Genomic DNA, 13,198 nt, shown 5'->3' with positions numbered 1-13,198 from the left:
ACGATTCATTCAAAGAATCGAATCGCAGAATGCGGCAGCATTTTGTTCAAAACGCTGTGACCGCACCACCGAGCGCCATGACGATTACTACTGCCCAAGCTGGCAGTTTCCAGACGCTTAGGAGCAGAAAGCCGCTCAGGGCCAGCGCAAACTCATAAGGCCCAATAATCGCATTGGTCCACACAGGCTGATAGAGCGCTGCTGCCAGAATCCCCACCACGGCCGCATTGGCACCACGCATCAGCGCCTGAGCCCCCTGCCATTGGCGAAAGGTATTCCAGAAAGGCAGTACGCCCACCAGCAACAGCAAACCAGGTACAAAGATGGCCAGCAATGCCAACAGTGCGCCCACCAGGGGATTAACTCCTGGCAATAAAGCACCCAGGTAGGCGGCAAAGGTGAACAGCGGCCCTGGCACCGCCTGGGCGGCGCCATAGCCGGTCAGAAACTCATCCGCACTCACCCAGCCTGACTGCACCACTTCCGCTTCCAGCAGCGGTAACACCACATGGCCACCGCCGAATACCAGGGCTCCCGAACGGTAGAAACCGTCCACTACTTCTAGCCAGGCTGTGCTGCTGGCCGCCAGTGGCAGAAGACACAACAAGGCAGCGAAAAGCCCGAGCGCGATCAGCCCGACACGGCGTGAAATATCAAACGTCAGAGATTCACTCAGCGATTCAATCGCCTCACGGCATAACAGCCACCCCGCCAGGCTGCCGACCAGAATCGCACTTATCTGGCCCAGTGGACCATGAATGAGCAGCACCGCAAACACGCCTGCCAGGGCGATTCCCGTTCGGGTTTTATCCGGGCACAGGTTCCTTGCCATTCCCCATACTGCATGGGCTACAATAGCAACCGCCGTTATTTTCAAGCCACTCACCAGCCCTTGGGCCAAAGGGCCATCCAGTCGAGAAGCTCCCAGGGCAAATACCAGCAGCAGAAACGCGGAAGGCAAGGTAAACGCCAGCCAGGCCAGTGCCGCCCCCAGGGGCCGGCGCGCATCAAACCCAGCGCAAAACCCACCTGGCTGCTGGCAGGCCCGGGCAGAAACTGGCACAGCGCGACCAGGTCGGCGTAGGCTTTTTCGTTGAGCCATTGCCGACGCTGCACAAACTCATGGCGAAAATAACCAAGGTGCGCCACTGGGCCACCAAAGGAGCTCAACCCCAATAACAAGAACGCTTTGAACACTTCACCTTTGCTACCTTTCTGAAGTGAAACGCTTTCCGCCGTTTTTTCGCTACTTACCCTGTGCTCACTCATACATCTCTACCATTGGCTTGGTAAACTTATGCAAAGCGTCTCACTATAACGAGAAATTCTGACGCTAACATGACATTATGGTGCTATTACATAAGTGGCCGGGCTAGCATTGCCCTGTTGCTACTTTTCACGTAAGTTCGCACCAGAATTTTTGTACCGCAGACCTTCAGGCTTTCATGGAAAAAGTTACGGCAGGCTATACTTCTCAGGGCATCAGAAACATAGTGGCACTGGATGCTTTTCTGCCTGAAATTTCCCGCTTCAAGCGCCTTGCGCCGTTCACTTCCAAGCCTGATGCGGTGGTTGGTTGGGGGCTGAAACCGACCAGTCAGCACGCTCGCCAATACGCCAAACGCCATCAGCTGCCCTACCTGGCCCTTGAAGATGGTTTTTTGCGCTCTCTGGGCCTCGGCTCACAGGGTTATCAGCCGGTCAGTATGGTAGTGGACCAACTCGGTATCTATTACGACGCCTCGGGGCCATCGGATCTTGAAGAGCTGCTTAATCACGCTGATTTCTCGGAACAGGAGCTGGAACGGGCAGAGCACTGCATCCAGCAACTGACGGTTCATCGACTGTCCAAATATAACCACGCCCCGGATCAACCGCTTGAACTGCCGGATAAGCCCCATGTGCTGGTGGTCGACCAAACGGCAGGGGATGCCTCCATTGCCTACGGCCAAGCCAACGCAGAAAGCTTCAACGCCATGCTGGAGGCCGCCCTGTCTCAGCACCCTGACGCGGATATCCTGATCAAGGTGCACCCGGATGTGATTGCCGGCAAGAAAAGCGGTCACTTCAGTAGCGCTTTTGATCACCCTCGCTGCCGAGTGATCGGCGAGGATATTAACCCATGGGCGCTGTTCGACTGTGTTGAGCACGTCTACGTGGTCACCAGCCAGCTGGGCTTTGAAGCCCTGCTGGCCGGTAAACAGGTACACTGCTTTGGCCAGCCCTTCTATGCCGGCTGGGGGTTGACCCATGACGCCCTGAAGTGCCCGCGCCGCCAACGCCAGCGCCACCTGAAAGAGGTTTTTGCTGGCGCTTATTTGCGCTATACCCGCTACGCCAACCCTTATACCCGTGAAGCCTCCACCCTTGAGGCCTGTATTGACCTGATTGCCGATCAGCGCCGCCAGCAGGAACGTTATCGCGGCGAGTGGCTGGCCTGTGGGTTTTCTGGATGGAAAAAGCGCTTTATCGGCGATTTTCTCGGCGACCAGGCCCGCATTACCTATCAGTCTGAGCTGCCCGATACTGCGTCATCATCAAACGCTTCAACGTCAGCCCGAGTGCTGACTTGGGCCAGCCGCCTGAAAACGGCCAAGACCGGCAGCACTGCAGAAATATGGAAGATGGAGGATGGCTTTGTCCGCTCGGTAGGGCTGGGCGTTGATCTGACTCAGCCGCTATCGCTGGTGATTGACCAAAGCGGCATCTACTACGATGCCCGCCAGCCCAGTGACCTGGAGCAGATTCTCAGTCAACATGATTTTGATCAGCACCTGTGCCAGCGTGCTTCGCGCATTCGTCAGCGGCTAGTGGCGCTGAAGCTATCGAAATACAATATCAAAGGCGAGCAGAGCATTGATTTCCCTGCCAACAGGCGCATTGTACTGGTGCCCGGGCAAGTTGAAAGTGACGCCTCGATTGCCTGCGGCTCCCCGCAGATTCAGACCAATGCGGCTCTGCTGGCAGCGGTTCGCCAGGCAGAACCTGATGCCTTGATTGCCTACAAGGCCCACCCGGATGTTGTTGGCGGGGCTCGGCTTGGCCAGCTCTCGGCGGACGCTCACAGCCATTATGATATTGATGTCAGCCAGTGTGATATCAGCACCCTGCTTGAACGCGTGGATGCCGTGCATACCATGAGTTCACTGACCGGCTTTGAGGCACTGCTGCGCGGCAAGCAAGTGTATACCCATGGGCTGCCCTTCTATGCCGGATGGGGGCTGACTGAGGACGCGCTTGCCTGCCCACGTCGCCAGCGCCAACTGTCACTAGATGCTCTGCTGGCGGGTACTCTGATCATCTACCCCGGCTATGCCGACCCGACCACCCATCAGCTATGCCATATCGAAAGTGTGATCACCCTGTTGGAACAGGCGCGCCTGCGGCCCAGGCACCTGACATGGAAGCAGCAGCTTTACCGCCACTACCGCAACTTACTGATAGGAAGACACTAGATTGAAATCACAAAAACGTGCCTTTCTTTTTCTGCAAGGTGTCTGCTCACCGTTTTATCCGCGCCTGGCGCGACGCCTGACCGATGATGGCCACAGGGTCGTCAAGGTTAACTTCAATGCGGGTGACCTGCTGTACTGGCAGCACACTCATAGCAAGAGCCACCTGTTTCGCGGCCAGCTGGATGAACTCGGCGACTATATTCAGGATCTGTGGCAACGCTACGAGATTACCGACCAGGTGCTCTTTGGTGACCGTCGCCCTGTCCATCGCCCGGCGGTGGATAATGCACCGGCGGCTGGCGTGCGTACCCATGTGTTTGAAGAGGGTTACTTCCGGCCTTTCTGGGTTACTCTGGAACGAGAAGGCGTTAACGGGCATTCACTGCTACCCAAGGACCCAGAATGGTTTTTTGCCACCGGCAAGGCACTGCCTGCACCGCAAAAACCGGTCTACTTCAAATCATCGTTCAAGATTCGTGCCTTGCATGATATCCGCTACCACGCAGCGGGCCTTGCAAACCCCTTGATAGCGCCCCATTACCGTAATCATTCACCGATTACAGCGCCCGTTGAATACCTCGGCTATGCCAAGCGATTCAGTCAGCTAAAGGTCTGGAAGCGGCGCGATGCCAAACGTATCAAGACGTTATTGGCATCGGGCAAACGCTTTTTCATGCTGCCACTGCAGCTCAATACCGATGCCCAGATTCGTGACCATTCGCCTTACACCAACATGCAGGAAGTCATTAGCGATGTCATGACCTCGTTTGCCCGGCATGCAGATTCAGACACCTTGCTATGCATCAAGAATCATCCGCTGGATATGGGGCTGGTCAATTATACAAGCGCCATCCGCGCACTCGCCCGACATCTTGGCCTGGAAGAGCGCATTGTCTATCTGGAATCAGGGGATCTAAACCCCTTGGTCAAACAGGCGGCTGGCACGGTGACCGTCAACAGTACCGTCGGGATTCTGGCTCTTGAAAAAGGTTGCCCGACCCATGCCCTCAGCGACCCCATCTATCAATTGCCGGGTTTGACCCACCAGGGCACACTGGCAAATTTCTGGCATACACCCACACCGCCCAACCCCCAGCTATTCAACTATTTCTATCGCACCGTCATGCATGCCACCCAGGTCAATGGCGGCTTCTACTGCCAGCCGGGCATTGACCTTGCGGTCAATAACGCCACACGAATCCTGGAAGCCTGCCCATCACCACTGGAAGCCCTATTGCCCTGAATCGTCCCCAGGGGCGCAGCCTCTTTCTAACGGACGGAAGGTGTCGCTGAAGACAGCATCAAGATCAAAGGTTGAACGCTGCCCAAGGGCATCAAAATTTTCATCCAGCCACTGATCGGCCCAGCGTCGCCCCTGGTGAAACAGGCTGGAAACAAAGTTCCACTGTGCATTGAGCTTGCTTGAAGCGCTGAGTTGCTCCACTTCGTGCTCGGCATGAATAAGGTGAATGCGCATCGAGCGATAGCGTTCTGCGTCCAACCGTTCAGTATCAATCAACTGCTGCAGCAGTTGGATGCTACGCAACTCTTTGATCAGGCTGGTATTGAAGGTAATCTCGTTTATTCGATTGATAATATCCCGGGCACTCTGAGGTGACTGTTGACGTTCAAAAGGGTTAACCTGGACTACGACCAGATCCTGGCAATCGCGGTGATCAACCAGTGGAAACAGCGCCGGATTACCGCTATAGCCCCCATCCCAGTAGGCTTCACCGTCAATTTCGACGGCCGGGAACATAAAGGGCAGGCAGGCAGACGCCATCACCGTCTCCGCACTGATCTCCGGCTGACTGAACACCTTGGCGCGCCCGGTTCTCACGTTGGTGGCCGTGACGAACACAGTGGCACTGCGACAGGCATTGACCCGTTCAAAATCCACCAGTTCGGCCACCAGATCACGCAGCGGATTAATGCCCAAAGGATTCAGCTTGGCCGGTGCCACCAGCTGGGTCAGGCTCTCGAATAACAGATAGCTCGGCGAGTGATCCAGGCTGCTGTTGCCCATCAGCCAATCCCAGGGCGCTGGCTGAATAGGTGAAAAGCGCGCCGCATCGCTCACGCCTCGCCAGAACTTATGGAGTGATTCCCGTGCACCTTCCCGGCCACCTTCATGCAAGCCATCCGCCAAGACCACCGCATTCATTGCCCCTGCGCTGGTACCACTGATAGCCGAAATTTTCAGCCGCGTGTCTTCCAGTAGCCTGTCGAGCACGCCCCAGGTAATCGCGCCATGAGAACCACCGCCCTGCAGGGCAAGATCAATTGTCTTGGTTTGCTGTGTCGTCATACTCACTCCGTCTATTGACTTGGATGTGGGACGAAAAAAACCGGCCCCCTAGAGGGCCGGTTTTATCACACTCGATGTGTGATGGGATACTAACTTACTTCAAGCCCAAGGCTTAGAAGAAGTAGCGAGCACCAGTGACGTAGTAGACGTCGTCGCTGTCTGATGTGACGGCGTCGCGACCTTCGCTAACATCAATAGTAACGGGCTGCTGATCTTTCTGCTGGAGTTCCAGGAAGACGTTAAAGTTGCTGGAAACTGCATAGTAGCTGCCCAACGCCCAAGAGGTACGGCTGTCTGCATCGCCATCTGGGTCAACGTCATAGATATCAGGTTGAATGCCCATGGACCCGTTGCATAGGACATGCCAAGGCCGATCTTATCAAAACCGTTTGTATCGTCTGAAGCAACATAAGTGTCGCTGTTCTCACGACCTTCGTAGCCCAGACGAACGGATAGGGCATCGTTGACCGCGTAAGAACCAACCAAGCCACCCAGTAGCTCGCCGTTACCGCCACCGCGTACAACGTCTTCAACAAAACCCAGACCAACGGTGATCGGGCCTTGTTGGTATCGAACACCACCCTGCGGAGCAATTACGTTACCATCATCACGAGCTAGTGGTTCTGCATCACCGCGCACGCTGTAGTGCTTAGCTTGCAAGAAGACAGTGAAGCCTTCGAGGTCAGGTGTATAGTAACCAATGGAGTCGCCACGCGACTGCTTCGGGTGGCCAGCGAATTCCAAACCACGGTCGATGTAGACATCGAACGGCAGGGAAACAAACTGGTTATAGAAGCTGTCGAAGTTACCGGCTTGGAAAGTACCGAATTGCTCGCTCTTCAGACCGATAAAGCTCTGACGAATCTCGTTAAAGCCTTGATCTGTATTGCGCTCGTCGCCACTGAAACGCCATTCCAGGCGACCAAAAGCAGTCAGGTCGTTGGTGACCTGCTGGCTCATGCGGAAGCCCAGACGCGAATAGACATCGACGAATTCTGCGCCGTTATCAATTTTATTATCGTTATCATCAAACTTGGAACCACCACCAGCGATACCCATAGCGATACGGCCATAGACGTCAAGCTTGGTGCCGTCTTGGTCATATACGGTGGCAGCCTGAACGCTTGAAGTAGCGCCCATGGCAGCGATGGCGCTGACAACGGCAGTTGCTAAAAGTGTCTTTTTCATGAGTAGTTTCCTTAACTAGCTTACTGTTTCGATCGTTTAATCAGGCTATTTTGCCTGTATGGGTTAGCGGGTCTGATTTTTTGACAGATTACCTGCCTCAGCTCCTCGCCATCCTTGTTATATTCCAATGCTCGCAGGTAGAACCTTATACCGGGATTTGCAGGAACGCAATAGAAAAAAACACTGTTCTTTAATTAATCGTGATTTTTTCTGGAACCTCATCTGACCTGACCTGTCTCAGCGTGCTTTAAATTTTGCCTGCAGGCTGGCCAGCTTTTCTTCCATGCTTAACGGCTGGCCCCGAGAGTCTGCTGGCTGTGGCGTATCCGCAAGCGCTGCTGGATACTTATTTTTGCAGCGGCGTTATGCGCCTTGGCCTTTCTGTGGGCCACCTTGTCTGCTCCAGGCCGTTTAGCTGAATGCTGCTTGTCTTGGTGCTGCTGCTCTGAATTTCGCTTGTCGGGTATATTTTTACCCGGCTGTTTTTGAAGGCGACCAGCTTCTGAAGGTTGAGCCTGCTGTTTTGCTTTACGCTTTTGAGCTGCGAACTCAGCGGCCTGGGCATCCACCACACCGGCACTGTTACCCTCAAGATCGATACGCTCGACGCCTTCCCGCATGGCCTTGATGTAACGTGGCAAGTTGACATAGTTGGCTAATGCACGGCGGATCAATTTATTCGACCAGGGCTCTTTGTCAGCCAAGTCCTGATGAATGCCGACCTTAAGCGGTTGGGCTCGGCCCTTGGAAAACGCCTGTGGGTAGCGCTCATACCATTGATTAAGTAATTGATGAGGGCTAGGAGGTGTCGGTATGGAATCTGGTGATTGAGGGCTGGCATCTGCCTGATCTGTTGAATTTTCATCAACTGAAGGCGCCTCAACAGGCGGCTGTACTGGCGTACTTTTAGCCAACTGGCTAGTCAACTGGCGGTTTTGCGCTTCCAGTGCCGCAATGACTTGCTGCGCCTGTTTAAGACGGGTTTCCAGATCATCCAGTAACTGCATCACGCTGGCCGACATCTCAATCTCCTTGGCCTGTCACACCTGACAACGCGGGTGCAAGACGCTCATAGATAACAAAATCGTAGTCTGGCTGCCCAGGTTGAGGGGAACCTGCTACCCGCTGTTTTTCCTGCCATTGGCTGTCTACAAGCTCAGGAAAACGAGTGTCTCCTTCGACATCGACCTTGACTTCAGTAATGTATAGACGCTGAGCAACATCAAGCGCTTGCGTATAGATCTCGCCGCCACCCATGACCATCACCTCTTCAGCCGCTTCAATCGTCGCCTGCTGATCAGCCAGTTCCAGAGCATCCTGCAAACAATGGCAGACTCTCACGCCGGGATGCGACCAGTTTTTATCTCGGGTCACTACAATGTTCAGCCGATTGGGCAGCGGCTTACCAATGGAGGCAAAGGTTTTGCGCCCCATCACCAGCGGCTTGGCCTGAGTCATACGCTTGAAGAACTTAAGATCCTCCGGCAGGTACCAGGGCAGCTGGCCATCGACACCAATCACTCGATTCTGTGCCATGGCAACAATCATGGCCACAGGCACCAGCGGCTCGAAGCTTGCAGAAGATGACGGCTTAACAGTGTTCATACGGCTACCTGTGCCTTGATATGGGGATGAGCCTCATAGGCATCGATGGCAATATCATCAAATGCAAAAGCGAACAGGTCGTCAACCTGCGGGTTGAGCCTCAACTGCGGCGGCTCATAGGGCTTGCGCGCCAGCTGCTCACGGGCCTGTTCAAAGTGGTTCGAGTAGAGATGGGCATCCCCCAGAGTGTGAATAAACTCACCTACTTTCAGACCTGTGACCTGCGCTACCATGCTAAGCAGCAGTGCATAACTTGCAATATTGAAGGGCACACCCAGAAAAATGTCGGCACTGCGCTGATAAAGCTGGCAAGACAGGCGACCGTCGGCAACATAGAACTGAAACAGACAGTGACAGGGAGGCAACTGCATGACATCCACTTGTGCCGGGTTCCAGGCTGATACAATCAGGCGCCGCGACATAGGGTTAGCTTTGATCTGCTCGACCAGCTGGCTGATCTGGTCAACGCTACCACCCTCTGGACGCGGCCAGCTGCGCCACTGATAACCGTAGACAGGCCCGAGGTTACCGTCAGCATCGGCCCATTCATCCCAGATACGCACGCCGTGTTCCTGCAAATAGGCAATATTGGTTTCACCGCGCAGAAACCATAAAAGCTCATGAATAATGGAGCGTAAATGGAGTTTCTTGGTGGTCAACAGCGGAAAGCCACGTGAAAGATCAAAGCGCATCTGATGCCCGAACACAGAACGGGTACCGACGCCGGTTCGATCATCCCGGTCAACGCCCTGTTCCAATACATGACGCATCAGATCCAGATACGGCTGCTCAAGCGCTTGTTGCGAAGTAGGCGTTACATCAGTCACAGAAAATCCAGATTAAAAAGCATTTGGTTAAACATTCTATACCAGCGAAAACGCCCGCTGCCACTCCAACTACTCACCACTTACTATTCACCAACCACATCGACAGCTTGCCGCTGCGACCAGGCAATCAATATCAGACCTAGCGCTATCATCGGCAGCGTTAGCAGCATCCCCATGGTGAACCAGCCAAAGGCAAGATAGCCGATATGAGCATCCGGCATACGCACAAATTCGACCATGAAGCGGAAGATGCCATAACCGGTCAGAAAGGCCCCAGACACCAGGCCACGCTTTTGTGGCTTGGCGGAAATCCACCACAGCAGCACAAACAGCACAACGCCTTCCAACAGCGCCTCATAAAGCGCTGAAGGGTGCCTCGGTTCCGGGCCCATTCCGGGAAATGGCATGCCCCAGGGCAGGCTGGTCACTCGACCGGGCAATTCATGGTTGATGAAATTGCCAATCCGCCCGGCTCCCAGCCCGATAGGCACCAGCGGTGCAATGAAATCCATCAAGGTCAAAAATGCCAGATGTTGCTTACGGGCGTAAAGCCAGGCCGCCAACAGCACCCCCAGAAGCCCGCCATGAAAGCTCATACCGCCATCCCAGACGCGGAATACCCAGAATGGATCAGCGCTCCACTGTTCCAGGCCATAAAACAGCGCATAACCCAACCTTCCGCCTACCACTACGCCAATGGCTGCGTAAAACAGCAGGTCGCCGATGTCATCACGGCTAAGGCCCATTCGCGCTGCGCGAATGCTGCCCAGCCACCAGGCGGCCACAAACCCCACTACATACATCAGCCCGTACCAGTGAACCTGAAGGGGGCCGAGCGCAATCGCGACGGGGTCAATTTCTGGATAAGCAATCATAAGTCTTCTCTAAGGCTATCAACCAAGAATGAAACGTAACCCCACCAGGGTCAGCAGGGTCGCAAAGGCGTAACGTAGAATATGCGCGGGTAGAACATGCGCCAGCCTGACCCCAAGCCGAGCAAAAGGAACGCTTGTCAAGACAATCCCCAGAAAAGCGGGCCACATGACAAAGCCGGTTGCCGCCGCAGGCAGCAAAGGATGCCCCCAACCCACGACAATAAAAGTCAGTGCGCCAAACAGTGCAATAGGCAGCCCACAGGCAGCAGAGGTGCCCACCGCCTGAGTCATTTTTGCGCCACAGCGTGACAGCCAAGGTACTGTCAAGGTACCGCCGCCAATCCCGAATAGGGCTGAAATAGCGCCAATCACTGCCCCTGCCGCCATCATCATCAGTTTGCCCGGAGCCTGGCTGCCCGGCTTAGGCGAAAGCCCCATCACCATTTTCAGCGCCACCAGCAGAACAAAGACACCAAACAAGGTGCCAAGCAAAGTGCCGGAAAGGTTATCAGCCACAAAAACGCCGGCAATAGCGCCCAGCATCAGACCAGGTAGCAAGGCCATAAACCAGGGTTTATCGACACTGCCCTTACGAAAATGACCATAAGCAGACGAAGCCCCCGTAATCACTATGGTGGCCAGAGAAGTCCCAATTGCCAGGTGCATAAGTACCTCAGGGGCAACACCTTGCCACTCAAAGGCCAATGCCAGCACCGGCACGATGATCAGACCACCGCCAACACCAAACAACCCAGCCATGGTGCCTGCAACTACACCCAGCAGCAGATAGACCGCAAACGTCACTATCACCGTCATGGTGTTAAAGCCTCGTTAGGTTCATCAGGAAAATGTTCATCAGGAAACCAGGCAACCACACGGCTGATAAGGCTTTCAGGCTGATAAGGTTTGGCAAGCAGATCATTCATACCTGCCTGCAGGCAACGCTCACGGCCAGCCCCGTCAGCGTTGGCCGTGAGCGCCACCAGAATACTGCTGTCCAGTTGCTGCGCCTGTTCGTACTTGCGCCAACGTCGACTGGCTTCCAGGCCATCCATTTCCGGCATAAAAATATCCATGAATACCAGATCAAAATGCTGTTGTTGCTGGCAGGCCAGGGCTTTCTCACCACTGTCTACTGCGGTCACCTCAAGGCCAAGTTTATCCAGCACCTGCTTGGCCAACATCAGGTTGACCGGGCCGTCGTCCACCACCAGAACACTGGCCCGCCGAGCGGGCATTGTTAGCCTGCTGTTCGCCTCAACCGGAGTGTCATCAACAAGATTACCCAGCAATGCGCGAATATCGGCTAAACGCTCTTTAAGCTCACTTACCCCCCTCCACGCTACCGCCTTCAGTGTGTGCAGCCCAGTGGTCGACATATTTGAACAGCAGGCTGGTCTCACGACGCAGGAGATTAAGGTAACCGGACTTTAGCCGTGATTCTTCCCTTGCCCGGTCGCGCCCTAGCTGCAGGTGGTTCAGCTGTTGCCGCGTATGGGCCAGGTCATCCAGTAAGGTTTCACGGGAATCCTCGCCACTGTGGGTAACGCTAGGCAACACTTTGTAGCCTGAATGACGCATCACCGCGAGTTGGCGATTGACACTTTCAAGGCGCTCCAGGAGGTGTGCTCTCATCCAGGTATCATCATTCATCACAGCAGCAAGCCCTGCACGGTCACAATGTGAGCCAAGCACCCCAACATGCTGCTCCAGTTCACCGAGAGTTTGTTCAAACGCCTGCTCGCTACGCCTAGCCTTAGTGCGCAACAAAACAATAAAGGCACCAAGGTTCAAGCTACTGCCGAGCAGTAGTATCGCCATGATGCCCAAAAGGGGCAACCACAAGGTTTCTGGAGGTTTGCCGCCGATTATCATGGCGGCTACCAGAATGCACAACAGCACCAGTGCCAGTTGCACCAACAGACAAGGCCACAGAATGGGCCAGATGATGTGACGCCAAAAGTACTCCTTGCGATACGAATAGGTCATCAGGCCGTCCTGTTGGCTGGGTGCCTGTTTACAGTTATATGCTCAATACAGCATGATTGCCCAGTGGTCATCTCGGGAAAGCCAGTTTACGCGGCACAGTCAGTGGTGTCATGAGGCCATACTGCATGGCAATACATGCACGGCTTACTGACAGTATGGTTGATCATATCTTAACCTATTGAAATAGATAATCTATTTAGATAGTTACCTTACTCGCTAACGCACACAGACTTCAGGAAGCCAAGCATGTGCCTTCTTGCCTTCGATTGGCAGCCCCAAACGCTGACCCCGCTACGTCTTATCGGCAACCGCGATGAATTTCACGAACGCCCTACCCAGCCACTGCATTGCTGGAACGACGCCCCTATTATCGGTGGCAGAGACCTTCAGGCCGGAGGCTCCTGGCTGGCGATCAACCGCCATAGCGGCCGAGTGGCAACACTCACCAATGTTCGCGACCCTTACTTGGTGACTCCTGAGGGAACACCCAGCCGAGGCGAGCTGATCCGTCAGGCATTGACTTGCTCCAACCTTGAAGGCTGGCTGGAACAGCTGCGTCATAATGCTCACTGGTATGCGGGCTTTAACCTGCTGGTAGCAACGCCTGACACCCTCTGGCATATGCATCGCGGACGCAAAAAAATCACCCTTGGCCGTGTCAGTAAAGGCATCCACGTACTTTCAAATGCGGATCTGGATACCCCTTGGCCTAAGGCACTTAACCTGCAAGCGGCCATGCAAGCCGATAGACAAATACCGCAGGCTCATTGGCCACAAGGTGCGCTAAAGGCTATTCAGCACAGCCAGGAGGCGCCGTTAGAGGCTATACCCAATACTGGTATTGAACCCGCCCTGGAAAAAAGCTGTCAGCGGCCTTTATTGTTGGCGAAGACTATGGAACCCGGGCAACTACCTGGCTGACATGTCATCAGGGTGGATCTATCAGCATCA

At 54.7% G+C, this 13,198-nt stretch carries 11 protein-coding genes and 2 pseudogenes; 3 read left to right on the top strand and 10 right to left on the bottom strand.

The genetic code is table 11. The features are described 5' to 3' along the window. Positions 1-46 precede the first annotated feature (46 nt). Positions 47-1,269: pseudogene (chrA, locus tag HLB35_RS01015) on the bottom strand (chromate efflux transporter). A 176-nt stretch (positions 1,270-1,445) separates the two neighbouring features. Between chrA and HLB35_RS01010 the strand changes: the two are divergent. Continuing rightward, positions 1,446-3,455, top strand: a complete 2,010-nt coding sequence (locus tag HLB35_RS01010; RefSeq protein WP_171701182.1) for a capsular polysaccharide biosynthesis protein — start codon at positions 1,446-1,448, stop codon at positions 3,453-3,455. A gap of 1 nt (position 3,456) precedes the next feature. After that, the gene (locus HLB35_RS01005; protein WP_171701181.1) at positions 3,457-4,698 is read left to right on the top strand and encodes a capsule biosynthesis protein; all 1,242 of its coding nucleotides are present in this window, start codon (positions 3,457-3,459) and stop codon (positions 4,696-4,698) included. Here the strand turns inward: HLB35_RS01005 and HLB35_RS01000 are convergent. The 9 genes and pseudogenes from HLB35_RS01000 to HLB35_RS00960 all read right to left on the bottom strand — a co-directional run bounded on the left by HLB35_RS01000 (position 4,687) and on the right by HLB35_RS00960 (position 12,247). Then, entirely contained in the window at positions 4,687-5,763 is a 1,077-nt protein-coding gene (locus HLB35_RS01000) for a patatin-like phospholipase family protein (protein ID WP_171701180.1), read from the bottom strand. The two genes, HLB35_RS01005 and HLB35_RS01000, sit on opposite strands and share 12 nt — an antisense overlap. A gap of 112 nt (positions 5,764-5,875) precedes the next feature. Further along, a pseudogene (locus tag HLB35_RS00995) lies at positions 5,876-6,951 on the bottom strand (porin). Between the two features lie 287 nt (positions 6,952-7,238). Further along, entirely contained in the window at positions 7,239-7,973 is a 735-nt protein-coding gene (locus HLB35_RS00990; protein ID WP_171701179.1) for a ProQ/FINO family protein, read from the bottom strand. A gap of 1 nt (position 7,974) precedes the next feature. Next, positions 7,975-8,556: a dihydrofolate reductase gene (locus HLB35_RS00985; RefSeq protein WP_171701178.1), complete on the bottom strand. Its 582-nt coding sequence runs from the start codon at positions 8,554-8,556 to the stop codon at positions 7,975-7,977. After that, entirely contained in the window at positions 8,553-9,326 is a 774-nt protein-coding gene (locus HLB35_RS00980; protein ID WP_216601365.1) for a thymidylate synthase, read from the bottom strand. The genes HLB35_RS00985 and HLB35_RS00980 overlap by 4 nt, the downstream gene beginning before the upstream one ends. A 140-nt stretch (positions 9,327-9,466) precedes the next feature. Continuing rightward, positions 9,467-10,258 (bottom strand): prolipoprotein diacylglyceryl transferase, encoded by a 792-nt coding sequence (gene lgt, locus HLB35_RS00975; RefSeq protein WP_171701176.1) that lies wholly within the window; start codon positions 10,256-10,258, stop codon positions 9,467-9,469. A gap of 18 nt (positions 10,259-10,276) precedes the next feature. Continuing rightward, the gene (locus tag HLB35_RS00970) at positions 10,277-11,074 is read right to left on the bottom strand and encodes a sulfite exporter TauE/SafE family protein (RefSeq protein ID WP_171701175.1); all 798 of its coding nucleotides are present in this window, start codon (positions 11,072-11,074) and stop codon (positions 10,277-10,279) included. Then, positions 11,071-11,496 carry a response regulator gene (locus HLB35_RS00965; RefSeq protein ID WP_235936925.1) on the bottom strand — a complete coding sequence of 142 codons (426 nt, stop codon included), beginning with the start codon at positions 11,494-11,496 and terminating at the stop codon, positions 11,071-11,073. The genes HLB35_RS00970 and HLB35_RS00965 overlap by 4 nt, the downstream gene beginning before the upstream one ends. An 85-nt stretch (positions 11,497-11,581) precedes the next feature. Beyond that, positions 11,582-12,247: a hypothetical protein gene (locus tag HLB35_RS00960; RefSeq protein WP_171701173.1), complete on the bottom strand. Its 666-nt coding sequence runs from the start codon at positions 12,245-12,247 to the stop codon at positions 11,582-11,584. 246 nt (positions 12,248-12,493) lie between these two features. On the opposite strand from HLB35_RS00960, the gene HLB35_RS00955 reads away from it, so the two are divergent. Beyond that, complete coding sequence (locus HLB35_RS00955) at positions 12,494-13,168, top strand: NRDE family protein (protein WP_328730644.1); 675 nt, start codon at positions 12,494-12,496, stop codon at positions 13,166-13,168. The last annotated feature ends 30 nt before the right edge of the window (positions 13,169-13,198 follow it).

Source organism: Vreelandella azerica (genome assembly GCF_013112225.1).
Taxonomy (GTDB): domain Bacteria; phylum Pseudomonadota; class Gammaproteobacteria; order Pseudomonadales; family Halomonadaceae; genus Vreelandella; species Vreelandella azerica.
The sequence above is the reverse complement of the archived record's forward strand: the minus strand, read 5'-3'. Positions and strand labels throughout refer to the sequence as shown.

Excerpts from the sequence above, each read along its gene's own strand:
- HLB35_RS00980 (WP_216601365.1), bottom strand. The coding sequence starts at position 9,326 with ATGCGTCATGTATTGGAACAGGGCGTTGACCGGGATGATCGAACCGGC.
- HLB35_RS00965 (WP_235936925.1), bottom strand. The coding sequence starts at position 11,496 with ATGCCCGCTCGGCGGGCCAGTGTTCTGGTGGTGGACGACGGCCCGGTC.
- HLB35_RS00985 (WP_171701178.1), bottom strand. The coding sequence starts at position 8,556 with ATGAACACTGTTAAGCCGTCATCTTCTGCAAGCTTCGAGCCGCTGGTG.
- lgt (WP_171701176.1), bottom strand. The coding sequence starts at position 10,258 with ATGATTGCTTATCCAGAAATTGACCCCGTCGCGATTGCGCTCGGCCCC.
- HLB35_RS00960 (WP_171701173.1), bottom strand. The coding sequence starts at position 12,247 with ATGACCTATTCGTATCGCAAGGAGTACTTTTGGCGTCACATCATCTGG.
- HLB35_RS01010 (WP_171701182.1), top strand. The coding sequence starts at position 1,446 with ATGGAAAAAGTTACGGCAGGCTATACTTCTCAGGGCATCAGAAACATA.
- HLB35_RS00990 (WP_171701179.1), bottom strand. The coding sequence starts at position 7,973 with ATGTCGGCCAGCGTGATGCAGTTACTGGATGATCTGGAAACCCGTCTT.
- HLB35_RS00955 (WP_328730644.1), top strand. The coding sequence starts at position 12,494 with ATGTGCCTTCTTGCCTTCGATTGGCAGCCCCAAACGCTGACCCCGCTA.
- HLB35_RS01000 (WP_171701180.1), bottom strand. The coding sequence starts at position 5,763 with ATGACGACACAGCAAACCAAGACAATTGATCTTGCCCTGCAGGGCGGT.
- HLB35_RS00970 (WP_171701175.1), bottom strand. The coding sequence starts at position 11,074 with ATGACGGTGATAGTGACGTTTGCGGTCTATCTGCTGCTGGGTGTAGTT.